The following is a 24401-nucleotide window of genomic DNA, read 5'->3' on the forward strand; positions in this document are numbered from 1 at the left end:
GTTGATGCATCATGGCAGAAGCAGAGAAACTGTTTAAGATCAATATCGTTACGCCAAACGGGTTAATCTATTCTCACCGTGGCAGCTCCGTCTCAATGCGGGCTATTGACGGCGACCGGCAGATTTTGTACAACCACCTGCCGATTTTAACTCCGCTGACAATTGGTGAAGTCCGGGTTCAACGCGGCGCCGATGTCGACCACAAGGTTGATCACATCGCCGTCAGCGGGGGGATCATCGAATTCGCCAACAATGTGGCAACGATTATTTCTGACAACGCAGAACGCGCGCGCAACATTGACCTCAGTCGGGCTGAAGCTGCCAAGCAGCGGGCCGAGGCGCTCATCAAGGAAGCCAAGGAAAAGCACGACGAGCAGTTATTGGAGCGGGCTCAAATTGCTTTGCGGCGGGCTGTAAACCGGATTCACGTTTACGACGAGCTGCACGAATAAGGGAAAAGAGCGGATTTATTCCGCTCTTTTTTTATGGTAGATTTTATTATGAGACAACTTGGAATTCACGCAATCATCAGCTTGGTGATCTACTTTGTTTGCATTGCCTTAGCCTTTCAGGCGATCAAAGCCGTCAGAATTGAGAAAATCATTCGGGCCAGCCGGGTATTTGAAGCCCAGGTCTTCTTGATTTTTACGGCGATTGCCCTGGGCTATACGGTCGGCCAATTTTTGATCGCCTTGATAGATACTTCATTACAATTGTCTAACCTGTTTTAAAGAATAGGTTAAAGCTAAGCGGAAGCCGCTATACAGAGCGCTTTTATGGTACAATTAAAATTAATATGTTATGGAGGAAATAGACGTGTCAAAAGATATTGGTATTGATTTGGGGACCGCGAACGTTTTGATCAATGTTTCCGGCAAGGGCATTGTGATCGACGAGCCATCTGTTGTTGCCGTGGATACGAACACTAACAAGGTGGTAGCTGTCGGCACTGAAGCTTATGAAATGGTTGGCCGTACTCCTGGCAACATCCGCGTTATCCGGCCTTTGAAGGACGGGGTAATTGCTGATTTTGACATTACTGAAGCCATGCTGAGCCACTTTATTGAGAAGCTGAACGTCAAGGGCTTCATGAGCAAGCCGAACATTCTGGTCTGCACCCCGACTGGCGTAACTTCAATTGAGCAAAAGGCCATCATCCAAGCCGCGGAAAAGTCAGGCGGCGGCAAGGTCTACCTGGACTATGAGCCAAAGGTAGCTGCCGTTGGTGCCGGCCTGGACATTTTCAAGCCGCAAGGTAACATGGTCATCGACATCGGCGGGGGGACGACTGACATCGCCATCCTGTCCATGGGCGAAATCGTGACTTCCAAGTCCCTGCGCTATGCCGGGGACCGGATGAACCAGGCCATTGTCAACTACATCAAGGCTAACCACCAGCTTTTGATCGGGATGCGGACGGCGGAAGCCATCAAGATTGAAATTGGTACCGCTACTGATCCAGACCCGGACGCAAGCATGAATGTCCGCGGCCGCGACACGATTGACGGCCTGCCAAAGCAGATCAAGGTAAACAGCTCTGAAGTAACTGAGGCCCTGCAAGAGGGCCTGCAAAGCATCATTGACACTACCAAGCAGGTTCTGCAGGAAACGCCGCCGGAATTGTCCGCTGACATCATCGACCGCGGGATTATGATCACCGGTGGTGGCGCCTTGCTGAAGAACATCGACAAGCTGATTGCCGACAGCCTGCAGGTTCCGGTTTTGATCGCTGAATCACCGCTTGAATCAGTTGCTTTGGGCACTGGCATCCTGCTGCAGCATATTGAAAAGCACGAACGTCACTAATAATGCGTCAAATAATGATTCTTCTAGTCCGCTTTTACCAGCGGGCAATCTCACCAATTTTGCCGGACAGCTGCCGTTTCTACCCGACCTGCTCCAGCTATATGATCACTGCTTTGGAAAAGCATGGTCCGCTTTTGGGAATGCTGATGGGTCTGGCAAGGATCCTGCGCTGCAATCCTTTTAACCGCGGCGGGGTGGATCCAGTACCGAACAAGTTTACCCTTTTGCGCAATCCCCACCCAGAAGAATATGAGGACGAAATTATTGCCAGAAAATTCCACAGTCACTAACGAGGAGGGAATATGTCAAGAAATCAAGAAAACATCGGGATCGAGGTCAACGAACTGTCTGGCCGCCGGGTACCGACTTGGGAAGTAGTCATTCCAAAGAAGCGCCAGATCGGCTTGATCGAGCAGGTTGACGGCAAGTTCCGGGTAACCAGCAGCAAGTCCAAGAACGTGATGTTTGCCAAGAGCCTTGATGCCGGCATCAACGATCTGCTGGCCTACTTCACCTTGCACGAAAAATAATTTTTACGAATAAAGTGATAGTTAATGGCAAAAGTTCAAGAAGAAAGCAAATGGTATGACCGCATCGCCTGGGGAGTTATCATTCCCGTGGTCTTGCTGTCATTCGTCAGTTTCTATTCAATTTATAACGCGTCAGTCAATGACTCGACCTATGGGACGCCAACTAGAACAGTGGCCATGCAGATTGTCTGGTACACGGTTTCCTGGCTGATGGTGGCCTTCATCGTCCGCTTTGACGCCGAGCAGATCTTTAAGCTGGCCCCCTATCTGTATGGCTTGGGGATACTCATGCTGGTCGCGGTCCTCTTCCTGTATGACCGGACAACGGCTGCCAGCAGCGGGGCCAAGAGCTGGTTCGTCGTCGGACCTGTCAGCTTCCAGCCCTCAGAAGTCATGAAGCCGGCCTTTATCTTGCAGCTGGCCCGGGTCGTTAGAGAGCACAATGCGCGCTATGCCCACAACCTCAGAAATGACTGGCTCTTGATCGGCAAGGTCATGGCCTGGTTCCTGCCGGTGGCCATGCTGCTTATGCTGCAGCCTGACTTTGGGACCACCATGGTCTTTGTCGCGATTACCGCGGGGATTCTCCTGGTTTCAGGGATTTCCTGGAAAATCATTATCCCGGTCTTTCTGCTCATGGTGGTCGTGGGCGTCGCTGTCATCCTCCTGGTCTTTACCAGTGAAGGGCAGACGATTCTGCGCCACTACTTCAAGACCTATCAGCTGGAAAGAATCAAGTCCTGGAGTGACCCGTCAGGGGACAACTCCAACAGCGCCTACCAGCTCTGGCAGAGCATGAAGGCGATCGGGTCCGGGCAGATTTTTGGCAATGGCTTTAACAATATCAAAGTCTACGTGCCAGTCCGGAACTCAGATATGATCTTCTCCGTGGTCGGCGAAAGCTTCGGCTTTGTCGGCGGGGTGGCCTTGATCGGAATTTACTTCGTCTTGATCGTGCAGATGGTCAAGATCACTTTCTCGACCAAGAACGCCTTCTATTCATATGTGTCCACAGGGATTATTATGATGATTTTGTTCCACGTCTTTGAAAATATCGGCATGAGCATTGATTTACTGCCCCTTACCGGGGTGCCCCTACCATTTGTTTCACAGGGTGGATCAGCCTTGATCGGGAATATGATCGGGATTGGCTTGATCCTCTCGATGAAGTGGCACAATAAGGACTACATGTTTAGCACGGCTGGCGACTTTTAACTGAATTTTTGAGAGCATACGAAAACCGCCTCGGTCAATCGACCGGGGCGGTTTTATTTATTTTACTGACTTAGTCCAAGCCAGCCTTGTTGTGCCGAACGACCAGGATGTCGCAGTCAGCAGTTCTGGTGACGTATTCAGTCACGCTGCCGATGAGCAGGCGTTCAACGGCGTTCAAGCCGGTCGCGCCGATGACGATCAGGTCGATGTCATGCTTCTTCGGGAATTCCCGGCTGATGATGACCTTTGGTGAGCCGAATTCGATGGAGTAGTGGACTTCCTTGACGCCGCTGTCTTGGGCAGACTGGTAGTACTTTTCCATCTTCTTCTTGGCGTCGTTGGAAACCTGCTCAACCATGGCTGAGTCAAAGCTAGAAACGTTCTGGAAGGACCGCGTGTCGATAACGTGGAGAATTTCCAGGCTGGCGTTCATGTGCTTGGCAACCGTTACGGCCTTCTTGAAAGCCAGGTCAGCTTCCTTGGAACCGTCAACGGCAACTTGGATATGTTTGTATTGGTATTGTTTAGTCATTTTTGCCACCTCTTCCTGTCTCTATTTTACCAAAAAAATGAAAGCATTTTAATAAATTTACTGATTGTTTTGCGAAAGCAGGAGGGCGAAGATAAAAATCGTCGCTGAGCCTAAAAAGAGAGTGATCAAGTTGAGATACTTGTTGTCAAAGAAGAGCAGGACGATTCCCAAGACGCTGATCGCCAGGAGCGTCCACGAGCAGATGGTCATCAAGCTATGGAGCTCCGGGGAGCTGGAGATGTCGAAGACCAGGAAGGCGCCGTTTCTCCGGTGCCAGAGGTACCAGGCGGTCAGCAGTAGGCAGGCGATAAAAATAATCATGAAAATACGGATGTAGAGCATCGGTTAAACTTTCTAGTTTTCACAGGAAGTGAAAATACACTGAGTAAGCTAGTGGCAGGAATAAACAAAAGAAGCGGCCCTAAGGACCGCTGTTATTGTCTAAGAAAATCCGAGTTGACCAAAGCATAAATGGCGCTGTTGATCCCGTAAAGAATTCACAAAATCCGGCCCGTCGCGCAGTGAATATGGATTCTGCGTGAGCAGCATTCCGATTCAGTAGTTACTGACAGGCCACCACGTCCTTAAGTTTGATCGGTCAACTAATTACAAATAAGCTTTCTGACGATCAACTCAGATCACTTATTATGATATAGAACCCAGCAGCCTTTGTCAAGCGAAATTGTAGCGCTTTCATTTATCCTTAAGGCCTGCTTTCTGCAGGTCATGCAGGCGCTGGTACTGGCTCTTAAAAGCCGCTTCAAATTTGCTCTCGCCCTTAGGGGCAAAATACTGCTTGCCTTGCATGCGGTCAGGCAGATAAGCCTGGGCCACCCAGTCGCCCGGATAGTCGTGGGGGTAGAGGTAGCCATTCCCGTGGCCCAGCTTGCTGGCCCCCTTGTAGTGGGCGTCTTTCAACTGGTCGGGAATCTGGCCGACATTGCTTTGGCGGATGTCGGCTAAAGCCGCGTCAATGGCCGTCATCGCAGAATTGCTCTTAGGAGACAAGCAGAGCTCGATAACAGCGTTGGCCAGGGGGATCCGGGCTTCCGGCAGGCCCAGCTGCTGGGCCGCCTGTACGGCCAAAATAGCCCGCTCACAGGCCGGGGGATTGGCCAGGCCGATGTCTTCGTAGGCAATCACGCTGAGGCGGCGGCAGATTGAGACCAGGTCACCTGATTCTAGCAGCCGGCCCAGGTAGTGCAGGCCCGCGTCAGTATCTGAGCCCCGGATGGACTTTTGAAAGGCGGATAAGAGGTCGTAGTGGCCGTCCCCGTCAGCGTCAAAGTTCTGGATCTTCATTTGCAAGGAATCCGCCATGTCATCCAGGGTGACCGTGAAGGAGAAGGCATCTTTGCCCTCAGCTTCCAGTTCCTGCTTGGTCGACAGGACTGCCAGCTCCAGGCTATTTAAAGTGGCCCGCAGGTCTCCGTTGCCCTTTTGCGCCAAAAATTCTCCTGCTTCTTTCGTCAGCTTGGCATGGTACTTGCCCAGACCTCTTTCTTCATCGGTTAGGGCCCGGTCAACAGCCGTCAGGATCTCTTCCTCAGTCAACGGCTTCAGTTCAAAAATCTGGCAGCGGGACCGGATGGCCGGGGAGATGGCCAGGTAGGGATTTTCCGTGGTTGCCCCGATCATAATCACTTGGCCGGATTCAAGCAGCGGCAAAAGAAAGTCCTGCTTGACCTTGTTGAGCCGGTGAATTTCATCCAGCAGCAGAACGACCGTCCCGCTCATCTTGCCTTCAGCGGCGACCTGGGAGAGTTCCTTTTGCCCGTCAGTCGCCGCGTTGAGCTGGCGGAAGGCATACTTGCTGCTGCCAGCAATCGCGCTGGCGATGCTGGTCTTGCCAATGCCGGGCGGGCCGTACAGGATCATGGACGAGAGCTGCCGGGCCTCAACCATCCGGCGGATGATCTTCTTAGGACCGACCAGGTGCTGCTGGCCGACGACCTGGTCGATGGACTGGGGCCGCATCCGGTAGGCTAAGGGATTCATTTATTGCCCCCGAAGAATCTGGCCAAAAAGCCCTTTTTCTTTGGAGCGGGCAATTTCTCAGCCGGCAGGGGCGGGGCGTAGACCTGGGTCAATTCGATCCGCATCCGGTTGATGGCCTCCTTGCTGACGACCAGGATGGCGGAATCATCATCGCCTTTTCTGGCACTTTCGTCATTGACCAGGCAGAAGGGAACCTGCTCCTTGCTGGCCCGGCTTTCAATCTGGCCGACAAAGGTCGGGTTGGGGGTGTTGGCGTTGATCAAAATGGTGTAGCCCTTGTAGTCGGCAAAGTGGTCCATGAAGAGTTTGGTCAACTTGGCGTCTTCACAGTCCTTGATGGTCATGCGCACGAAAAACCGCTCCCTTAAAGAACCCAAAAAGCGCCGCCGCTCATCGGGCCTGGTCTGCGGAGTAATGCCATTCGCGGCGTTTTCGACTCTTTTGGTTAAATCTTCAGTCATGGCTTGATCCGAATCATAAAACTTACTAAATCTTGATAATCACATCAATATTGGTAAGTTTTTCTGATATTCCTTTCTAGTTAAATCTATGAGTAGATTCAACTTGGCAAAAGAAATCAGATTTTTAACCTTTTGAAGTTAAGGTCAGTGAGTACGGTTGGCTGTCAAATAACGCCAAATGGCATTATCCAATAGCTTTTTATCTGCCCCACTGGAAACTTTTAGCCTGGCAGTCGGAAAGGCATCTTGCCCGCAAAAAGCAGGCAAGCATATCGTGATGCATCTCGAAGCAGTCAAGCCGCGATTTTAATACCCCGAACTGAGTTCGTTAAAGCTGACTGCTCTTACATGCTAGAGCCTTCAACTTTGTAGTATTGCTTGCCTTATGCTTCTTTTATCCGACTGTCAAGAATTTCCTTAACTCGCTTGTAAGGCGTGTAAAGCGTGATTTCTTCGTCAGTTAATCTACTCAATATGTTTTTGGCTGCGGCGATGTTCGCATTCATCTCGCCGCATTTCTTGCATTTGATCAGTTCATGATGACTGCCGTATCTTTCCTCAAAATGCTGCCCGCAGATTGGACAGTACTGAGAAGTATATGCTGGGTTGACATCATGAGTTTCAATCGAATTCTTGCTTGAAAGATATTCAATACGTTCATCCAGTTGGCCCTTAGTCCATGAATTCAAGCGTTTGCGCATCTTTCTTGCGAATCTGCTGTTATCTGATTTGACGCCTTTTTCTTTTACGAACGTCAAGTCTTCCTTGGCAATGACCGCCGGATGCTCTGTCTCGATCATTCTGTTTATCGCATGGTTGATAAAGCTTCTGACAGTTTCATGAGCTGAGCGGTAGCTCTTGTCATACGACTTTATGCCGATATTGTTCTGCTCCAGATTCTTAAACTTGCCAAGCAGTTTCCTTTTCTTCCTCAAAGCAGTCTTAGACAAAGGCTTGTCTGCCTTTTCCAGCTGCTCAAGCTGCTGATTGAGCTGCCAGCGCAAACTCATATATGGCTGGCGATTTGCGTTTCGCTTGCCGTATTCGTCAACGATGGCATTGGCAAGCTTGCTGAAGTTTTCACCATATTCATTGCCGCTGCTGCAGGAAAGCAGGGTGGCAAGCCCCTTGTCAATGCCAATTGCCTTCTTTGAATCATTGCTGTAACGCTTGCTAGAGATCAGCTTATGAACTTCAAGGCGCTGCTTGATGCGGTCAAGCACCACTGTGATATCGCCGGTGCGTGGATAACTCCACGGGCTGGTCATCTCTACAGAAAACTGCTTTCTAGGCACGTCTGAACTGAATGAAAAAGTATTTCCTTCAAATGCCCAATTCAAGTCACAATTCATGCTAGAGCCAAGCTTGCCCGACTTACGTGCCCGGTAGTGGTGGCGATACGTAATTCGGCGTAGATAGCTATATGCCTGCTTGATTTGTTTGTGTTTCAGCTTAGTTTCAATCTCGGCAAGAGCTTCGGCGTATTCTTCCGGCAGATCAATTGGCTTGTGAAGAAGAACGGCTTGCCATGCGCTCTTAAATTTCAAAATAAAGAACAGAAGGTGGCGCTGATCAGCAGAAAGATTTTCATTTCCTTGGATCACTTTCTTCAAGCGATTCGCCAGATTCGACCACATGCTTTTTATGTTGGCAGATGCTTCACGGAGAGCACCAACCCAGTGCTTGGTCTGAAAATTGTAGACTGTTTCTAGCTTGCCTTTTGAGCCTTTAACCGGCTTGTCCCACTTGCGAACTTGGTTGCGCAGAGCCTGCCAGTTATTAACCGCTAGCATCGAATTGATGCCGCAGTAGCGGTTCAAAAAGAAATGCCGGCACCTGCCGTATCTTTCAAAAAAGTCGGACATTCTGGCAAATTCTTCATCGCTTAACTTTTTGGAGTAGACTCTAACTGTCTTGGGTTGAGTCTTTTTCACTGTCTGCTTGACTGAAGAGCTTTTTGCTTTCTTGGATGACTCTTGCATTCCGATGCGACCTCTTTCCATACAGCTTAGCTGAGAAAACGGTGATTATAGATAAAACATCTTCTACAAGTTCTGAATTTGGATCAACGTTGTCTGTCTGATTGATGACAACCAGCTCTACATCATTTGCCTGGCAGATTGTCTCAATCATTTCAAAGCCAAAACGGACAAGCCGGTCTTGATAATTTACCACGACTCGCTCGCACTGCTTCTTGCAGATCATGTTGATCAGCTCTGTTAGGCCCTTTTTCTTATAGTTGAGACTAGATCCAACGTCTTGAATGATCTTAAACTGATAGCCATTGACTTCACAATATCTGGACACTACATCCTTCTGTCTTTGGAGATCTTCTTTTTGATGGCCAGAAGAAACCCGGCAATAGCCGATGGTCAGCAGCTTCTTAGGCTTAGCTACTTTCATATTGCCTTGCAGAACCTCATCTAGCATTTCTTTAGTGTAGCGACGTTGATTGGAGGCAGTTCTAAGCGGCGTAATCAGTCCTTCAGCTTCCCAATTGCGGAGAGTTGACTTGGCAACGTTAAGATACTCAGCTGCTTTTGATATGGACATGTATTCGCTCATCGTTTCTTCCTTCCAATCTTTTGATACCGGCATTATATCATGAATTGGTAAGAAATATTACTATTTAGTACTGGATGAAATTAATACTTTTTAACAGTCACAACCTTTCTAAAAATTAATACTGTCTTTTTCTGGCTCTAAAGCATATTATAACTGAACTTTTTGGGCAAGAAAAAAGCCTTTCCCAAAACTGGGAAAGACTTTGAAGCCGAATTGATATTACAGCAACTTGTTGTAGTATTCAACAACCAGGGCTTCGTCAATTTCTGGTTCCATTTCGTCACGTTCTGGGAAACGAACCAATTGACCTTCCATCTTGTCTTCGTCAAATGAAACAAATGATGGACGTGAAGCAACAGCTTCCAAAGCGTCCTTAACTTGTTGCAGGTTCTTTGACTTTTCCTTCAAGCTAATGGTTTGACCAACCTTAACTTCGTATGAAGGAATGTCAACGCGCTTGCCATCAACAGTGATGTGGCCATGGTTTACCAATTGACGGGCTTGTTCACGGGTAGTAGCCAAGCCGAGACGGTAAACAACGTTGTCCAAACGACGTTCAAGCAAGATCATGAAGTTGATACCGTGTTGGCCTTCACGGATCTTACCAGCGCGGGCAAACAAAGTACGGAATTGGCGTTCGCTCAAACCGAACATCCAGCGCAGCTTTTGCTTTTCGTGCAATTGCATGCCGTATTCTGAAAGACGGCCGCGGTGGTTAGGACCGTGTTGACCTGGAACGTATGAACGACGAGCAAGTTCCTTGCCAGTGCCTGACAAAGAAATACCCAATCTTCTTGACCGCTTCCAACTTGGACCAGTGTATCTTGACATATAAAAATTCCTCCAATAAAAACAATAAAAATTGTTGGAGTAAAATAATCACAATATAAGCTCAACATTCGTGCATCCCGAGTTTACATTTTCGCCCGTGCAGCGTGGGTTACTCATTCACTAAACGTCCCGGGATGTTGACGTTCTTGTCGCTTACGGCTGCAAATATTTTACACGTTGACCATTATAAGGGCTTTAGGCCCGGAAAGCAAGAAAAAAACGCAGAAAGTCTGGCAAAGTAGAAATGTTTCGGGGGCTAGTTTGGTATAATTAACTTTAGTTCGGAGGAGAAAGATATGTCATCAACACAATCTCTACTACTCATCACTTTAATTATCACGATCATCGTAGTGGTCATGGCCATGCTTTTGATCAACCGCCGGCAATTGCGCGATATTGAAGAGCTCGATAATGAGCTGGGCAATATGGAAGACCTGCACCTGGAGCGGGCGATTGGCAAGCTGGACCAAATGGAACTGGCTGGGGAAAGCCTGGCTACCCTCAATACCTGGAAGAAGAGCTACCAGAAGGCGGCTGAGCTTTTTCCGGAAATCCAGCGCTTGATTGAAGACGGGGCGGACGAAAATGCCCGCTACCGCCTGGTCAAGTCCCACCAAAGCATTAAGCAGGCCAGAGAACTGGTTGACTCTGTTTCTGAAGATGTCAAGAATTCATCCGACGTCTTCACCCAGCTTTTGGAATCAAACCGGGAAAACAAGGCCCAATATGACGAATTGATGCAGAGCTACCGGGAAATCCGCAAGGAAATTCTGGCCGATTCCTTTGATTACAGCGTGGCCCTGGAAGAAATCGAAAACCGCCTGTCAGCCATGGAGGAAGATTTTGCCCAGGCCAAGAACCTGTCAGCCCAGGGCGACCATGTCGAGGCTAAGCGGGTCTTGTCAAAGATCCGGGCGGACCTCACGGCCTTAAAGACCAAGCTGCCAGAAGTTAAAGAGGATCAGCACGACCTGCAGACCGTTTTTGCTGACCAGCTGGATGAAATCGCGGCTGGCTATAAGCAAATGCGGGATGCCAAGTACGGCTTCGGCAGCCTGGACGTTATGCTGGAAATCAGGCAAAGCAACGACCAGATCGACCGGTCCCTGGCGGCTTTGGCCCAGCTGGACTTAGAAGAGACCAGCAAGGGGATGAAGAAGGTCGAAAAGGAAATCAAGACCCTCTACGGAATCCTGGAGAAAGAATACAAGGCCCGGCCTTTTGTGGAAAAGAACCAGGACAAGCTGCAGCGGCTCTTGACCCACCAGCAGACCGTCAGCCAGCAGCTGATCAAGAAACTGCGCCATATCGACGAAAGCTATGAACTGACCCACGGGGAACTGGACGAAAGCCGGGAGCTTGAAAGAGAAGTCCACAAGATGGATTCTGACTACATCCGGGCCAGCCAGCGGATCGCTGACGGCCGGGCCGTCTACTCTGAAGTCCAGGACGACTGGATCAAGATCCTGGGCCGCCTGCAGGAGATTGGCAAGCGCCAGCAGGAATTGTCGGAAGCAGTTGACGGCCTCTATGAGGCGGAAGAAGTGGCTCAGCGGTCAATCAAGGAATTCAAGCAGCAGGTCTCTTTGGTTTACCGCCACCTCAGCCGGCAGAATCTGCCGGGGATTCCGGAAGGCTTTTTGCAAATGTACACCCTGGTCATTAATGAAATCAGCAAGACCAGCGGGGAGCTCAACCAGGTCCGGATCAACATGGAGAAGATCTCTGAAGAACTGGTGCAAATCTCAGATGACGTTGATCGCCTGCAAAGAGAAGCGGAAGACATTATCAGTTCAGCCAATCTTTTTGAACTGACCATGCAGTATTCCAACAAGTTCCTGGACAATGAAACTGTCGTCCGGGCCCGCAGAAATGCCATGAAGCTGTATGACCGGGACTACAACTACAAGGATGCCCTGGACACGATCGCCACGGCGGTGGAGCGGGCTGAGCCAGGCAGCTACCAGCGGATTGAAAATGCCTATTATCAAGAGCAAAAAGAACTTATTGATTGAAGCCAAGCGGATTTTGGACTAAAATAGAATATCATTTGTAATTAAGCGGTCATTAAAATGGCCGCTTTTTTAAGGAGCAAGAAGCGTGATTTATTTTGACAACAGTGCCACGACCAAGATGGCGCCTGAAGCATTAGAGACCTACAGCCAGGTGGTGACCAAGATCTGGGGCAACCCTTCCAGCCTGCACAAGCTGGGTGACCGGGCCCATGGCCTGCTGGAAGCTTCCCGCAAGCAGGTTGCAGACTTGCTGGGAGTAAATACCGACGAGATCTACTTTACTTCCGGCGGGACGGAATCCAACAACACGGCCATCAAGGGGACGGCCTGGGCCAAGCGGGAATTTGGCAAGCACATCATTACCTCATCCGTTGAGCATGCCTCAGTGGCTAATACTTTTACCGAACTGGAAAACCTGGGCTTCCGGGTTACCCGCCTGCCAGTTGACAAGGAAGGCCGGGTTAATCCGGAAGACTTGAAAGCGGCCTTGGACAAGGATACGACCTTGGTCTCCATTATGGGCGTCAATAACGAAATCGGGACCATCCAGCCGATCAAGGAAATTTCTGAAATCCTGGCAGACTACCCGAACATCCACTTCCATGTTGATAATGTACAGGCTCTGGGCAAAGGGATCTGGGACCAGGTCTTCACCTCCCGGGTCGACATGATGAGCTTTTCTTCCCACAAGTTCCATGGCCCGCGCGGTATCGGCATTTTGTACAAAAAGCGCGGCCGGATGCTGATGCCTTTGTGTGAAGGCGGCGGCCAGGAGAAGGGCTTGAGAAGCGGGACGGAAAACCTGGCAGCCATCGCGGCCATGGCCAAGGCAGCCCGCTTGCTTTTGACGGACGAAAAGGAAAAGGCGGACAGAGAATATGCCATTAAGGAAAAGATCAGCAAGTACTTGGCAGGTAAGCCGGGCATCCATATCTTCTCTCCTTTGAAGGCAAACTTTGCCCCCCACATCCTCTGCTTTGCTTTAGAGGGGATCCGGGGCGAGACCCTGGTCCACACTTTGGAAGACCAGGACATCTACATTTCCACCACTTCTGCCTGCGCCTCAAAGAAGGCGGACGAAGCCAGCACTTTGGTGGCGATGAAGACGCCAGACGCGATCGCCACCAGTGCCGTCCGGCTTAGCTTTGACGAAAGCAATACTTTAGAAGAAGCAGACGAATTCATCGCGGCTTTTGACGAGATTTACCAGCACTTTGCCAAGATCAACCACTTAGGAGAATAAATTTGCAATACACAGAAATCATGATTCGCTACGGCGAACTGTCCACCAAGGGCAAGAACCGGAAGGACTTCATCAACCGTCTTGCCAGCAATGTCCAGAAGGTTTTGCACGACTTCCCGGATCTGAAGATCCAGACCCACCACGACCGGATGCACATCCTTTTGAACGGGACCCCTTTTGAGCCGGTCAATGACCGCTTAAAGGTCGTTTTCGGAATCCAGACATATTCCCCAGTCATCAAGACTGAAAAGAGCCTGGAAGCCATTGAAAAAACTGCCCTGGAACTGATGCAGGCAACTTACAAGGCCGGCATGACCTTCAAGGTCAATACCAGAAGAAGCGACCACAAGTTTATCTACGACACTAACCAATTGACCCAAATGGTGGCTGACTACCTTTATAACCACATGGAAGGCCTGCAGGCGGAAATGAAGCACCCGGACATGGTCCTGCTTTTGGAAATCCGCCAGGACGGAGCCTACATCTCCAACCAGCTTCTGCATGGGGCAGGCGGGATGCCAGTTGGCACGGCCGGCAAGGCAGTGATGATGCTGTCCGGCGGGATCGACTCTCCGGTAGCTTCCTACCTGGCCATGAAGCGGGGCGTGAATATCGAAATGGTTCACTTCTTCTCACCGCCATACACTTCTGAAAAGGCCCTGGCCAAGGCCAAGGAACTGACCAGCATTCTGGCCAAGTACAGCGGCCGGATCAACTTCATCGAAGTACCTTTTGCTGAAATCCAGGAAACGATCAAGGAAAAGCTGCCTGAGGGCTACTTGATGACTGTTCAGCGCCGCTTCATGCTGCGTCTGGCCGATATTATCAGGGAAAAGCGGCACGCTTTGGCCATCTTCAACGGGGAATCAGTTGGCCAGGTGGCTTCCCAAACCTTGGAATCCATGGCAGCCATCAATGACGTGACGACCACTCCAGTATTGCGGCCAGTTGCCACCATGGACAAGACTGAAATCATCGCCAAGGCCGAAGAAATCGGGACCTTTGACCTGTCCATCCAGCCATTTGAAGACTGCTGCACCATCTTTGCCCCGCCGCGGCCAAAGACCAAGCCAAAGATCGACAAGGCACGGGAATATGAAAGCCGCCTGGACGTTGACGGCTTGATTGAGCGGGCCTTAGCCGGGGTCAAGGTTACTCCGATCTACCCGGGCCAGAGCTTCCTTGACGACCTGGCTGAAGAAGACGCGGACCTGCTTTGATGCTGCGTCTGGACAAATTTTTGGCCAACATGAAGGTGGGCTCCAGGTCCCAGGTTCATGAGATCATTAAGGCCGGCCAGGTGACGGTCAACGGGAAGGTCTGCCGGTCAGCCAAGCAGAAGGTGAAAGAGGATGCGGAAGTTCTGGTTAATGGCCAGGCAGTTGTCTACCAGCAATACCACTACTTTTTGCTCAATAAGCCAGCTGGCGTCTTGTCGGCAACAGAAGACTCCCGGCAAAAGACCGTCCTGGACCTGCTAAAAGACCAGGACCGTTATCAAAAAATCGCTCCAGTGGGCCGCTTGGACAAGGACACGACCGGCCTCTTGCTTTTGACCAATGACGGCCAATTGGCCCACCAGCTCCTGGCTCCGGAATACCATGTGCCTAAGACCTATTACGCGCTTTTGGCCGGAGTAGCCGACGAAGAAACGGCCAAGGCAATTGCGGCAGGCCTCACTTTAAAAGATGGAACGGAATTAAAGCCGGGCCAGCTGAAGATCTTGCGGCAAGACCAGGACCAGGAGCAGTCAGAAATCGAGATCACCATTACCGAAGGCAAATACCACCAGGTCAAGCGGATGTTTGCCTCCCAGGGGATGAAGGTCTTAAAGCTTAAGCGGCTGAGCATGGGGCCTTTGACTTTGCCGGCTGATTTAGCTCCTGGCTCTTACCGGCCTTTGACAGAAGAAGAGCTGGCGGCCTTAAAGCAAGTTGCCCTTTAATGGCTGAAAAAATTATGCTATACTTTGTGACAAAGCCAAGATCAAGAGGTGGCGCTTCATGACAGAGAAAGGTCATTTAAGCTGAGAGACCGGAAGGCGCCTGGTAGCTTGATTCGCTGGCCGGCTGAACTAGGAGTAAGCCGGTCCGGTACCCGCGCCGTTACCGCGTTTAAGCGGAGCATTATGCTCAATTTAGGTGGTACCGCGGTTATATATCGTCCTAGACATTTACTTGTCTGGGACTTTTTTTTGGAGGAAATTTATGACAGAATTAGCACCAAAATACAACCCGCAAGAGGTTGAAGCTGGCCGCTATCAAGAATGGCTGGACGAGGACTTGTTCAAGCCGTCCGGTGACAAGAAGGCCAAGCCTTACTCAATCGTTATCCCGCCGCCAAACGTTACTGGCAAGCTGCACCTGGGCCACGCCTGGGACACGGCAATTCAAGACACCTTGATCCGCTACAAGCGGATGCAGGGCTACGACACCCTTTACCTGCCAGGCATGGACCACGCCGGCATCGCCACCCAGGCCAAGGTTGAAGCCCGCCTGCGTGAACAAGGGGTCAGCCGCTATGACCTGGGCCGGGAAAAGTTCGTGGAAAAGGTCTGGGAATGGAAGGACGAATACGCCAACATCATCAAGAGCCAGTGGCAAAAGCTGGGTCTGTCCCTGGACTACAGCCGGGAACGCTTCACTCTTGACAAGGGCCTGTCCAAGGCTGTCCGCCGGGTTTTCGTTCAGCTCTATAATGAAGGCTTGATCTACCGGGGCGAATATATCATCAACTGGGACCCGAAGCTGCGGACGGCTTTGTCTGACATCGAAGTTGTCCACCAGGATGACCAAGGGGCCTTCTACCACATCAACTACCCGCTGGCTGACGGCTCTGGCAGCGTGGAAATTGCTACTACCCGGCCGGAAACCATGTTTGGTGACACGGCCGTGGCTGTTGCCCCAGGGGATGAACGCTACAAAGACCTGGTGGGCAAGAAGCTGATTCTGCCGCTGGTTGGCCGGGAAATCCCGATCATTGAAGACCAACACGTCGACCCGGAATTCGGGACCGGTTTGGTGAAGATCACTCCCGCCCACGACCCGAACGACTTTGAAGTTGGCAACCGGCATGACCTGCCGCGGATCAACGTGATGAACGATGACGGGACCATGAACGACAAGGCGGGCAAGTACGCCGGCATGGACCGCTTTGACTGCCGTAAGCAGCTGGTTGAAGACCTCAAGGCTGAAGGCTACTTGATCAAGGTTGAACCAATCGTTCACTCAGTTGGCCACTCTGAACGCTCCGGCGTGCAAGTTGAACCCCGCCTGTCCACTCAATGGTTCGTCAAGATGAAGCCACTGGCTGACAAGGTTTTGGAAAACCAAAAGAGTGAAGGCAGAGTTAACTTCGTTCCTGACCGCTTTGAAGGCACTTTGGAGCGGTGGATGGAAAACGTCCACGACTGGGTCATCTCCCGCCAGCTCTGGTGGGGCCACCGGATTCCTGCCTGGTACAACAAGCAGACCGGGGAAATGTACGTCAGTGAAGAAGCACCAGCAGACATTGAAAACTGGGACCAGGACCAGGACGTTTTGGACACCTGGTTCTCCAGTGCCCTCTGGCCATTCTCAACTTTGGGCTGGCCGGATGAAGACTCAGCTGACTTCAAGCGCTACTTCCCAACCAACGCCCTGGTAACTGGCTACGACATCATCTTCTTCTGGGTTTCCCGGATGATCTTCCAAAGCTTGCACTTCACCGGCGAGCGGCCATTTGACAATGTCGTTTTGCACGGCTTGATCAGAGACGAGCAGGGGCGGAAGATGTCCAAGTCCCTGGGCAACGGGATCGACCCAATGGACGTCATCGACAAGTACGGCGCTGACGCTTTGCGCTGGTTCCTGTTGAACGGGACCGCGCCTGGCCAGGACACCCGCTTCAGCTACACCAAGATGGACGCTGCCTGGAACTTTATCAACAAGCTCTGGAATGCCAGCCGTTTCGTCATCATGAACCTGCCGGAAGATGCCAAGCCAGCCCAAAAGCCGGATACCAGCAAGTTTGACCTGGCTGACGCCTGGATTTTTGACCGCTTGAACCACACCGTTAAGGAAACTAACCGCCTCTTTGACGAATTCCAATTCGGGGAAGCCGGCCGGGAAATGTACAACTTCATCTGGAACGACTTCTGTGACTGGTACATCGAAATCTCCAAGGTTGCCCTCTACGGCGACGACGCAGAACTGAAGGCCAGAAAGCAGGCCAACTTGACCTGGATTCTGGACCAGATTCTCCGCCTGATCCACCCAATCATGCCATTCGTGACGGAAAAGCTCTGGCTGTCCATGCCGCATGAAGGCAAGTCCATCATGACCGCTGCTTACCCGGAAGCCCACGCTGAATTTGACAATGCCAAGGCTGACGAAGACATGGCCTTCTTGATCGAAATCATCAAGGCTGTCCGGACCATCCGGATGGAAGTGAACGCTCCAATGTCTAGCGCCATCGACATCTTGATCCAGCTGGATGACGAAAAGAATGAAGCAATTCTGCGGGACAACATGGAATACGTGGAAAACTTCCTGCACCCGAAGAAGCTGGAAATTTCCGGCAAGATCAAGGCGCCGAAGTTAGCTAAGACGGCTGTGATCGCCGGGGCCCAGATCTTCGTTCCACTGTCAGAACTGGTTGACCTGGACGAAGAAATCGCCAAGATGGGCAAGGAAGAAGCCCGCCTGGAGGCTGAAGTTGACCGGGCAAGCAAGAAGCTGGCCAACAAGGGCTTTGTTGACCACGCGCCAGCTGCCGTGGTTGAAAAGGAAAAGGGCAAGCTGGCCGAATATGAAAGCCAGCTGGCCGGCGTGCGCGACCGCATCAAGGAATTGAAAGAAAGTCGTTAAAGACGTGAAATTTAGGACAGTTAATGAACTTACCGCTTACCTCTATCATTTGCCGCGCTTGCACGAAAAGAGCGACCTGACCTATGTCAAAAGGGTGCTCAAGGCTCTGGGGGATCCCCAGGACAAGGTCAAGTGCTGCCACATTACTGGAACCAACGGCAAGGGCTCAACTGCATATTACCTGAGCAATCTGCTCCAAAAGGCCGGTCAGCAGACTGGCCTTTTTGTTTCGCCCTTTATCATCCGCTTTAACGAGCGGATCCAGCTGAACGGGCAGGCAATCGCGGATGAGGACCTGCTGGAAGTGGCAAATGAAGTTGAAGCCGCAGTCGGCCACTTGCGGGAAGAAGAGGCAGATTTTGCCCTGGTGACCTTTGAATATGAAGTTGCCATGGCCTTCCTCTTTTTTGCCAAGCAAAAATGTGATTACGCGGTTATTGAAGTCGGCATCGGGGCCGAGCATGACAAGACCAATGTGATGACGCCAGTAGTCAGCTTGATTACCACTATCGGCCTTGACCATGAGCAGATCATCGGACCGACTTTGGCTGATATTGCCAAAGAAAAGAGCGGGATCATCAAGCCGGCTGTCCCGGTCATCCTCGGTGACATCCCAGCCAGCGTAAAGGGAATCGTTGAAGAAAAAATAACTAAATCAGCTAGTCCTTCTTACTGGCTGGGCCGGGACTTCCAGGTCAAGGAAGAAAAAGCAGGCTATGAGCTTGCAGTTGCCGGGCAAAATTACCAGTTGCCGGCCTGGCCCCGGCCAGAAGCTAAAGACGCGGCCATGGCCTTGGCGGCTTTTGCCCTTTTGCCGCTTACTTTAAGTGAAAAGGCAGCTGAAGCCGCCTTAACCCAGACCACGGTTCCTGGCCGCTACCAACGCCTGGAAAAGGCGGGATGCAGCTTTTTATTGGACGGGGCCCACAATGTCCAGGCTGGAAGCGAACTTTTGCCATATGCCCGCCGCCTGGCCAAGGATAAAGGCGGCCGGCTTTTGGTCTTAGCTGGCATGATGAAGGACAAGGACTTGAGTGACTTTCTGAATCTGCTGAAAAATGAAAAAGTCACCTTGACCAGCCTGGCTTACCCGCGGGCAGCTAAAAAAGCTGACTTCCCGGCCTGGGTCCAGGAAAAATTTGCCTATGAGGGCGATTTGGGCCAGGCATTAAAGCAAGTGATGGCGGAAGCTGGAGACCGGGACTTGATCTTGGTTACGGGTTCATTTTACTTGGTCAGCGCGGTCTTGCAGCTTCTGCAGAGTGCCTGAGCATGAAGGGGGAAAATATGCGTGTTGCAGGTTTAAAGACGGACAAGCAGGGGGTCATTTTTGACATGGACGGCCTCCTGGTCAACTCCGAAGAGCTCTACTGGCAGGCCAATATCCAGGCCGCCCGGGAATACAAGCTGGGCATCAGCGATGATGCTTACCTGGACCTGGTTGGAGCTAGCGTCAAGGCCATGGATGCCTTTTATGAAAAATATTTTCCAAGCGATGAGGTCCGCCAGGCTTTTGTCAAGCGGACCGACGACCTGGTCTGGGAATGGACCGACCAGGGCAAGCTGAAGCTGAAGGCCGGGGTCAAGGAGGCTCTGGAGCACTTTAATGACCTGGGCTTAACCGTCGGGATCGCCAGCAACAACTATAAGAGCGTGGTTGACCACAATCTCTGGGTGACCGGCTGCCGGAACAGCTTTGACTTTATCGTCACCCATGACGAAGTTGCTGAGAAAAAGCTCCGGTCCAAGCCTTTCCCGGACCTCTATCTGGCTGCCCAAGAGCGCAGCGGCCTGGGTAAAGACCAGCTCTTGATCTTTGAAGACTCCAGCATGGGGGTCGAAGCGGCGGAAAATGCCGGGATTGACTGCGTCATGATTCCCGACATCAAGCCCGCTTCAGCCGAAGACCGGGCCAGAGCCCAGCTGATTTGCTCGGACTTTTTTGACTTTTTGAAAAAAATTTCTTAGTTTTTGGCGTAATTAGTAGTAGAGCGTAAAAATAAGGAGGAAATGCAAATGACCGAAACTACGCAAAACTACTATTATGTTGAAAGTGACCGTGACCTGCTCAAGCTACTCTTTGACCAGCTGCCCTGCCAGAGCCTGGAAGACCTGTTGCAGCTACTGGATCAAAAGCACATTGCCAGCTTCAAGGACATCTTGGACTACGCGTCAGGACCGGACTGCCCCAATGACCTGGCCTTGACCATCGAGGTGGCCATGGACCGGTTGCGGCGGACCGACATGCGGCGCAGCTCTGACTGGGCCAGCAGCTCTAAGATTGGCAACTACATGGCTAATAAACTGCTGGGGCAAAAGCAGGAGCAGTTCTGGGTCCTCTATTTTGACCAGCAGCAGAATCTCCTGGGGGAAAAAATGCTTTTCCAAGGCACCCTGGACCGGTCCTGGGTTCACCCCAGAGAAATCTTCCGCTGGGCGGTGGTCTACGGCTGCGCCAGCATCATCGTGGCCCACAACCATCCCAGCGGGGCGCTGACCCCGTCAGACAATGACCTGGAATTGACCAAGGGCTTGAAAAAAGCCAGCAAGATCATGAAGATCACCTTTTTGGACCACTTCGTCATCGGTGGGGGTGAATATTTGAGCCTGCGGGAGCGGGAATTGTTTTAAAATTAGCTTAATTTTCCGCCAATCCATGACTTTCACGGGTATTATGCTATAATTAAGCAAGATTAAGCGAGTAAATAAGGAGAGATATCCGTGTTTGGATTAGGTTCAAAGAATATCGGTATTGACCTGGGTACCGCCAACACCCTGGTCTACGTTGAAGGCAAAGGCATCGTTTTGCGTGAACCTTCAGTTGTTGCCAAGAATACCAAGACTGGCGAAGTTATTGCAGTAGGTTCAGAAGCCAAGGAAATGATCGGCAGAACTCCAGGCTCAATCGTGGCTATCCGCCCGATGAAGGACGGGGTTATCGCTGACTATGACACGACTGCGGCCATGCTTAAGTACTTTATGGGCAAGACGGTCGGCAATTCCAAGCCTTCAGTCATGATCTGCGTGCCTTCAGGCGTTACTGAAGTTGAAAAGCGCGCTGTTATCGAAGCTGCCCGGGTGGCAGGGGCCAGAGAAGCTTACGTGATTGAAGAACCATTCGCCGCAGCTGTTGGTGCCGGTTTGCCGGTTATGGAACCAACTGGTTCCATGGTTGTTGACATCGGTGGTGGTACGACTGACGTAGCCACTATTTCCCTGGGCGGGATTGTTTCTTCAACTTCCATTCGCCAGGCTGGTGACAAGTTCAACCAAGCAATCACCAACTTTGTGCACAGCAAGTACAACCTGCTGATCGGTGAAAGAACCGCTGAAGACATCAAGATCCAAATCGGTTCAGCTTCTGTTGAAGCAGCCAAGGAAATCGAATCAAAGACCATCCGCGGCCGGGACCTGGTGTCAGGCTTGCCGAAGTCATTGGAAATCAGTGCCGTTGACGTTGCAACTGCTATTCAAGACGTTGTTCAAGACATCATTGTTGCGATCAAAGAAACCTTGGAATTGACTTCTCCTGAAATTGCCGCAGACGTAATTGACCATGGTATCGTCCTGACCGGTGGTGGTGCCCTGCTCAAGAACTTGCCAGAAGTCATCTCTGACGCGACCAAGGTGCCTGTCTTCATCGCTCAAGATCCGCTTGACTGTGTAGCAATCGGTACCGGTGAATCTTTGAAGCACCTGGACGTAATGCGGAAGACTAGCAGATAAGAAATAAGAAAACCGGCCTCCGAGCCGGTTTTTATATTGGATGGGTGTTTATGAAGAATTTTTTTCAAAACAGAAAAATGCTGGCGGCTTTCGGGACCGTGGCGGTTTTGGCAGCCCTGCTGGGCTCAACGGTGATGCTGAGAAACAACCTGAGCGCGCCGCTTTTGATCCAGCGCCTGGGCAATGACATCGTCTCCGTGGGCTCAAGAATCGTGAGCGTGCCGGTTTCCTGGTTTACTGACGGAATCGACAGCGTTAAGGACTTGCAGAACGCGGCTGATGAAAACAGTCACTTAAAAAAGAAGGTGGCTGAGCTGGCCCAGGTCGAAGCCAGAAATGATGCCCTGGAAAAGGAAAACAAGCAGCTGAAAGCTGCCGCTGGAATTAAAAAGACCTTGACCGGCTACACGACCACGACTGCTTCAGTAATTTCCCGCTCCAGCGACAGCTGGTCAGAAGTCTTGACCATTGACAAGGGCAAGAGCTCCGGCTTGAAGAAGGACATGGCGGTCATGTCCGGCGGCGGCGTGATTGGCCGGATCCTGGAAGTCGACGCGGCCACCAGCAAGGTAGAACTGATCACCACGACTGACAGCTCAGCCAACCGTTTTGCCGTGCAAGCCACGACAGACACGGGCAAGGTTTTGCACGGGATCATCACCGTCCAGTCAAACGGCACTTTGACCTTTACCCAGGCCTCCAGCTCAAGCAAGCTGAAGAAGGGAACCAAGGTCTACACCAGCGGCCTAGGCGGGACTTCACCGAAGGGGCTTTTGATCGGGACGGTGGCGGAAACCACCAAGGACAGCTTTGGCCTGTCTGACTTGATCACGATCAAGCCGGCCGGCAATTTGAGCGACGCGTCCGTGGTAACGGTCGTCAAAAGGAGCGTGGCTGGCTAATGCGGATTTTCAAGCAATGGGTTTTGGCTATCGCCCTTTACCTGGCTCTAGTTATGGAGGGGACCTTGTCCGTTTACCTGCAGCCGGCCTTGACTTACCAGCACGGCCGGGCGGGGTTCTTGCTCCTGCCAATCGCCGTTTTGATCATCGCCTATGAAGACGAAAGAAACGAGAAGGAAATCTGGCTGGCCCTGGCGGCCGGGGTAGTTGCCGACCTCTACTTCTGGGGGATCATCGGGATCTACACCTTTATCCTGCCGGCCCTGTCGGCTTTTGGCCGCTGGTATGCCCGGGTCTTTCCAGAACTCTTCGTTTTCCGCCTGCTGGGCAACATCGTGGCCATTACCGTCAGCTGCCTTTACACCTGGCTGGTTTTCCGTTTGATCGGCTGGACTGATTTGGCCTTGAAGGCCATCGGCTTCAGCCTCTTATACACGGCCGGCTGGACGACCGGGATCAGCCTGGCAACTTACTGGCTTTGGGCCAAGCTGGCCAGGTCTTATCCTTTCCTGGTTGACCTGGACAATTACCGGTATTAATGAGCAATAAAAAAGCGGCCAGCGTGAAGCTGACCGCTTTTGAGCGTATTGCAGATTTATTGGGCAGTTAAGTAGTAAAGAATAGAGGCTGCCACGCCAAAGAGCGTGATCAAAGCCATCAAGACTACCATGAAATTCTCAATATTTTGAAATGTTGACTTTTTCTTTTTACGTGCCATAGAAGCCTCCTATATGAGAGTGATTATAACCTTTTTGGCGGCGATTTGCAATTTCCTTGCTGCACTTTAAGAGAAAAATAAAAATGTGCTAAACTAGCTAGCAGATGGAGGAAAATTATGCTGATGATATTCTTATTGCCGGCCTTTGGCCTGGCTTGCACCTACCTGGTCAACCTGATCTGGCCTAAAGCCGCCTTTAAAGGCTATGATGTCATGCCTTTCTTTTTAATCTACGCCTGCCAGCTGATGACCAACTTAAAGGGCGTGCCATCCTTTTTACCGGCCGGCTTTTTGCTTTACTTCATATTGATATTGCTGGCCGCCATCAGATGGGCCATGATCAACAAGAACATTTCCTTAGGGAAGATGTTCCGCCAGTTCTGGTCCTACCTGGATGCCTGCAGTTTCTTTTGGTATTGCGGATTGCTTTTGGTCGTTATGATCTGATAAATTACTGTCAGCCGTTTAGCGCGGCTGGCAGTTTTTTAATTTTTTCGGAAATCTGCTTGTGCTTTTCAGATATTGTGGTTTAAAGTGGGGATTTGTGGTAAATTGTTAACAGAAGGGAGGAGCCTGCCATGTTCATGGGTGAATACCAGCACAATTTGGACGCCAAAGGCCGTTTGATTATCCCGGCCAAGCTGCGTGAACAGATTGGGCCAGCCATGGTTTTGACCCGGGGCATGGAAGGCTGCATTTTTGGCTATCCTTTGACGGAATGGGCCAAGATCGAGGCCAAACTGGCCAAGCTTCCCTTGACGAAGAAGAACGCGCGGAGCTTTACCCGGATGTTTTATTCCGGCGCTATGGAAGGCGAATTCGACAGGCAGGGGAGAATCAACTTGTCCCCCACCTTGAAGAAGCACGCCGGCCTGGTCAAGGAATGCGTCATTTTCGGCGTCTCCAACCGGATTGAAATCTGGGCTAAGGAGCGCTGGGAAGAGTATTCTGACGAAGCCAACGAAAGTTATGATGAAATTGCGGAAGATTTGGACGATATCGAGTTATAAAG

27 protein-coding genes are annotated in these 24401 nt (G+C 51.2%); 19 read left to right on the top strand and 8 right to left on the bottom strand.

Translation table 11 applies throughout. The features are described from left to right. Positions 1–11: 11 nt before the first annotated feature. The 6 genes from LJ046_RS05010 to LJ046_RS05035 all read left to right on the top strand — a co-directional run bounded on the left by LJ046_RS05010 (position 12) and on the right by LJ046_RS05035 (position 3551). Complete coding sequence (locus LJ046_RS05010) at positions 12–452, top strand: F0F1 ATP synthase subunit epsilon (protein WP_002880071.1); 441 nt, start codon at positions 12–14, stop codon at positions 450–452. A gap of 48 nt (positions 453–500) precedes the next feature. Continuing rightward, a complete protein-coding gene (locus LJ046_RS05015) occupies positions 501–731 on the top strand; it encodes a DUF1146 family protein (protein ID WP_002880072.1) in 231 nt (76 codons plus the stop codon). An 85-nt stretch (positions 732–816) separates the two neighbouring features. Next, complete coding sequence (mreB, locus tag LJ046_RS05020; RefSeq protein WP_002880073.1) at positions 817–1806, top strand: rod shape-determining protein; 990 nt, start codon at positions 817–819, stop codon at positions 1804–1806. Between the two features lie 2 nt (positions 1807–1808). Next, positions 1809–2096 (top strand): membrane protein insertion efficiency factor YidD, encoded by a 288-nt coding sequence (yidD, locus tag LJ046_RS05025; RefSeq protein WP_002880075.1) that lies wholly within the window; start codon positions 1809–1811, stop codon positions 2094–2096. A gap of 12 nt (positions 2097–2108) precedes the next feature. Then, on the top strand, positions 2109–2336 hold the full coding sequence (locus LJ046_RS05030; RefSeq protein ID WP_002880076.1) for a DUF2969 domain-containing protein: 228 nt from the start codon (positions 2109–2111) through the stop codon (positions 2334–2336). Positions 2337–2360: 24 nt separating this feature from the next. Next, positions 2361–3551, top strand: coding sequence for an FtsW/RodA/SpoVE family cell cycle protein (locus LJ046_RS05035; RefSeq protein ID WP_002880078.1), 1191 nt, complete (start codon positions 2361–2363; stop codon positions 3549–3551). A 70-nt stretch (positions 3552–3621) separates the two neighbouring features. Here the strand turns inward: LJ046_RS05035 and LJ046_RS05040 are convergent, their stop codons facing one another. The 7 genes from LJ046_RS05040 to rpsD form a co-directional block, all read right to left on the bottom strand. Then, positions 3622–4083, bottom strand: a complete 462-nt coding sequence (locus LJ046_RS05040; RefSeq protein WP_002880079.1) for a universal stress protein — start codon at positions 4081–4083, stop codon at positions 3622–3624. Positions 4084–4140: 57 nt separating this feature from the next. Further along, on the bottom strand, positions 4141–4425 hold the full coding sequence (locus LJ046_RS05045; RefSeq protein WP_002880080.1) for a hypothetical protein: 285 nt from the start codon (positions 4423–4425) through the stop codon (positions 4141–4143). Positions 4426–4776: 351 nt separating this feature from the next. Then, a complete protein-coding gene (locus LJ046_RS05050) occupies positions 4777–6081 on the bottom strand; it encodes a replication-associated recombination protein A (protein WP_002880081.1) in 1305 nt (434 codons plus the stop codon). Then, the gene (locus LJ046_RS05055; RefSeq protein ID WP_035176849.1) at positions 6078–6542 is read right to left on the bottom strand and encodes a YueI family protein; all 465 of its coding nucleotides are present in this window, start codon (positions 6540–6542) and stop codon (positions 6078–6080) included. The genes LJ046_RS05050 and LJ046_RS05055 overlap by 4 nt, the downstream gene beginning before the upstream one ends. A 383-nt stretch (positions 6543–6925) precedes the next feature. Further along, positions 6926–8476 carry an RNA-guided endonuclease TnpB family protein gene (locus LJ046_RS05060; RefSeq protein ID WP_072557708.1) on the bottom strand — a complete coding sequence of 517 codons (1551 nt, stop codon included), beginning with the start codon at positions 8474–8476 and terminating at the stop codon, positions 6926–6928. Continuing rightward, a complete protein-coding gene (locus tag LJ046_RS05065; RefSeq protein ID WP_072557709.1) occupies positions 8448–9107 on the bottom strand; it encodes an IS607 family transposase in 660 nt (219 codons plus the stop codon). The genes LJ046_RS05060 and LJ046_RS05065 overlap by 29 nt, the downstream gene beginning before the upstream one ends. Positions 9108–9326: 219 nt before the next feature. Beyond that, positions 9327–9938: a 30S ribosomal protein S4 gene (gene rpsD / locus LJ046_RS05070; RefSeq protein ID WP_002879160.1), complete on the bottom strand. Its 612-nt coding sequence runs from the start codon at positions 9936–9938 to the stop codon at positions 9327–9329. A gap of 296 nt (positions 9939–10234) precedes the next feature. Here rpsD and ezrA point away from each other — a divergent pair, with 296 nt between their 5' ends. The 11 genes from ezrA to mreD all read left to right on the top strand — a co-directional run bounded on the left by ezrA (position 10235) and on the right by mreD (position 23210). Next, the gene (ezrA, locus tag LJ046_RS05075; RefSeq protein WP_002879159.1) at positions 10235–11953 is read left to right on the top strand and encodes a septation ring formation regulator EzrA; all 1719 of its coding nucleotides are present in this window, start codon (positions 10235–10237) and stop codon (positions 11951–11953) included. 85 nt (positions 11954–12038) lie between these two features. After that, positions 12039–13196 (top strand): cysteine desulfurase family protein, encoded by a 1158-nt coding sequence (locus tag LJ046_RS05080; RefSeq protein ID WP_002879158.1) that lies wholly within the window; start codon positions 12039–12041, stop codon positions 13194–13196. Between the two features lie 2 nt (positions 13197–13198). Further along, entirely contained in the window at positions 13199–14416 is a 1218-nt protein-coding gene (gene thiI, locus LJ046_RS05085) for a tRNA uracil 4-sulfurtransferase ThiI (protein ID WP_002879157.1), read from the top strand. Next, complete coding sequence (locus tag LJ046_RS05090; RefSeq protein WP_002879155.1) at positions 14416–15141, top strand: pseudouridine synthase; 726 nt, start codon at positions 14416–14418, stop codon at positions 15139–15141. Before thiI ends, LJ046_RS05090 begins: the two co-directional genes overlap by 1 nt. A 262-nt stretch (positions 15142–15403) precedes the next feature. Then, positions 15404–18043 (top strand): valine--tRNA ligase, encoded by a 2640-nt coding sequence (locus LJ046_RS05095; protein ID WP_002879153.1) that lies wholly within the window; start codon positions 15404–15406, stop codon positions 18041–18043. Positions 18044–18047: 4 nt separating this feature from the next. Continuing rightward, positions 18048–19313 carry a bifunctional folylpolyglutamate synthase/dihydrofolate synthase gene (locus LJ046_RS05100; protein WP_002879152.1) on the top strand — a complete coding sequence of 422 codons (1266 nt, stop codon included), beginning with the start codon at positions 18048–18050 and terminating at the stop codon, positions 19311–19313. A gap of 2 nt (positions 19314–19315) precedes the next feature. Continuing rightward, positions 19316–20011 carry an HAD family hydrolase gene (locus LJ046_RS05105; protein WP_002879150.1) on the top strand — a complete coding sequence of 232 codons (696 nt, stop codon included), beginning with the start codon at positions 19316–19318 and terminating at the stop codon, positions 20009–20011. Positions 20012–20059: 48 nt separating this feature from the next. After that, on the top strand, positions 20060–20674 hold the full coding sequence (locus LJ046_RS05110; protein ID WP_002879148.1) for a JAB domain-containing protein: 615 nt from the start codon (positions 20060–20062) through the stop codon (positions 20672–20674). A gap of 90 nt (positions 20675–20764) precedes the next feature. Further along, positions 20765–21769 carry a rod shape-determining protein gene (locus LJ046_RS05115; RefSeq protein WP_002879146.1) on the top strand — a complete coding sequence of 335 codons (1005 nt, stop codon included), beginning with the start codon at positions 20765–20767 and terminating at the stop codon, positions 21767–21769. A 50-nt stretch (positions 21770–21819) separates the two neighbouring features. Further along, on the top strand, positions 21820–22671 hold the full coding sequence (gene mreC / locus LJ046_RS05120; RefSeq protein WP_002879145.1) for a rod shape-determining protein MreC: 852 nt from the start codon (positions 21820–21822) through the stop codon (positions 22669–22671). Beyond that, positions 22671–23210: a rod shape-determining protein MreD gene (mreD, locus tag LJ046_RS05125; protein WP_002879144.1), complete on the top strand. Its 540-nt coding sequence runs from the start codon at positions 22671–22673 to the stop codon at positions 23208–23210. The genes mreC and mreD overlap by 1 nt, the downstream gene beginning before the upstream one ends. Before the next feature lie 56 nt (positions 23211–23266). Here mreD and LJ046_RS05130 read toward each other — a convergent pair whose 3' ends face one another. Then, positions 23267–23389, bottom strand: coding sequence for a DUF4044 domain-containing protein (locus LJ046_RS05130; RefSeq protein ID WP_002879143.1), 123 nt, complete (start codon positions 23387–23389; stop codon positions 23267–23269). Between the two features lie 117 nt (positions 23390–23506). Here LJ046_RS05130 and LJ046_RS05135 point away from each other — a divergent pair, with 117 nt between their 5' ends. Then, on the top strand, positions 23507–23836 hold the full coding sequence (locus LJ046_RS05135; protein ID WP_002879141.1) for a DUF3397 domain-containing protein: 330 nt from the start codon (positions 23507–23509) through the stop codon (positions 23834–23836). 131 nt (positions 23837–23967) lie between these two features. Then, positions 23968–24399, top strand: a complete 432-nt coding sequence (gene mraZ, locus LJ046_RS05140; protein WP_002879140.1) for a division/cell wall cluster transcriptional repressor MraZ — start codon at positions 23968–23970, stop codon at positions 24397–24399. The last annotated feature ends 2 nt before the right edge of the window (positions 24400–24401 follow it).

The sequence above is a fragment of the Lactobacillus delbrueckii subsp. jakobsenii ZN7a-9 = DSM 26046 genome (assembly GCF_001888925.1).
GTDB classification, from domain to species: Bacteria; Bacillota; Bacilli; order Lactobacillales; family Lactobacillaceae; genus Lactobacillus; species Lactobacillus delbrueckii.

What these genes read in the sequence shown, in the direction of transcription:
- LJ046_RS05050 (WP_002880081.1), bottom strand. Translation starts at nt 6,081, where the DNA reads ATGAATCCCTTAGCCTACCGGATGCGGCCCCAGTCCATCGACCAGGTC.
- LJ046_RS05110 (WP_002879148.1), top strand. Translation starts at nt 20,060, where the DNA reads ATGACCGAAACTACGCAAAACTACTATTATGTTGAAAGTGACCGTGAC.
- LJ046_RS05105 (WP_002879150.1), top strand. Translation starts at nt 19,316, where the DNA reads ATGAAGGGGGAAAATATGCGTGTTGCAGGTTTAAAGACGGACAAGCAG.
- LJ046_RS05040 (WP_002880079.1), bottom strand. Translation starts at nt 4,083, where the DNA reads ATGACTAAACAATACCAATACAAACATATCCAAGTTGCCGTTGACGGT.
- LJ046_RS05035 (WP_002880078.1), top strand. Translation starts at nt 2,361, where the DNA reads ATGGCAAAAGTTCAAGAAGAAAGCAAATGGTATGACCGCATCGCCTGG.
- rpsD (WP_002879160.1), bottom strand. Translation starts at nt 9,938, where the DNA reads ATGTCAAGATACACTGGTCCAAGTTGGAAGCGGTCAAGAAGATTGGGT.
- mreD (WP_002879144.1), top strand. Translation starts at nt 22,671, where the DNA reads ATGCGGATTTTCAAGCAATGGGTTTTGGCTATCGCCCTTTACCTGGCT.
- LJ046_RS05130 (WP_002879143.1), bottom strand. Translation starts at nt 23,389, where the DNA reads ATGGCACGTAAAAAGAAAAAGTCAACATTTCAAAATATTGAGAATTTC.
- LJ046_RS05030 (WP_002880076.1), top strand. Translation starts at nt 2,109, where the DNA reads ATGTCAAGAAATCAAGAAAACATCGGGATCGAGGTCAACGAACTGTCT.
- mreC (WP_002879145.1), top strand. Translation starts at nt 21,820, where the DNA reads ATGAAGAATTTTTTTCAAAACAGAAAAATGCTGGCGGCTTTCGGGACC.
- LJ046_RS05055 (WP_035176849.1), bottom strand. Translation starts at nt 6,542, where the DNA reads ATGACTGAAGATTTAACCAAAAGAGTCGAAAACGCCGCGAATGGCATT.
- LJ046_RS05010 (WP_002880071.1), top strand. Translation starts at nt 12, where the DNA reads ATGGCAGAAGCAGAGAAACTGTTTAAGATCAATATCGTTACGCCAAAC.
- LJ046_RS05095 (WP_002879153.1), top strand. Translation starts at nt 15,404, where the DNA reads ATGACAGAATTAGCACCAAAATACAACCCGCAAGAGGTTGAAGCTGGC.
- LJ046_RS05015 (WP_002880072.1), top strand. Translation starts at nt 501, where the DNA reads ATGAGACAACTTGGAATTCACGCAATCATCAGCTTGGTGATCTACTTT.
- LJ046_RS05090 (WP_002879155.1), top strand. Translation starts at nt 14,416, where the DNA reads ATGCTGCGTCTGGACAAATTTTTGGCCAACATGAAGGTGGGCTCCAGG.
- LJ046_RS05045 (WP_002880080.1), bottom strand. Translation starts at nt 4,425, where the DNA reads ATGCTCTACATCCGTATTTTCATGATTATTTTTATCGCCTGCCTACTG.
- ezrA (WP_002879159.1), top strand. Translation starts at nt 10,235, where the DNA reads ATGTCATCAACACAATCTCTACTACTCATCACTTTAATTATCACGATC.
- LJ046_RS05135 (WP_002879141.1), top strand. Translation starts at nt 23,507, where the DNA reads ATGCTGATGATATTCTTATTGCCGGCCTTTGGCCTGGCTTGCACCTAC.
- LJ046_RS05065 (WP_072557709.1), bottom strand. Translation starts at nt 9,107, where the DNA reads ATGAGCGAATACATGTCCATATCAAAAGCAGCTGAGTATCTTAACGTT.
- yidD (WP_002880075.1), top strand. Translation starts at nt 1,809, where the DNA reads ATGCGTCAAATAATGATTCTTCTAGTCCGCTTTTACCAGCGGGCAATC.
- mraZ (WP_002879140.1), top strand. Translation starts at nt 23,968, where the DNA reads ATGTTCATGGGTGAATACCAGCACAATTTGGACGCCAAAGGCCGTTTG.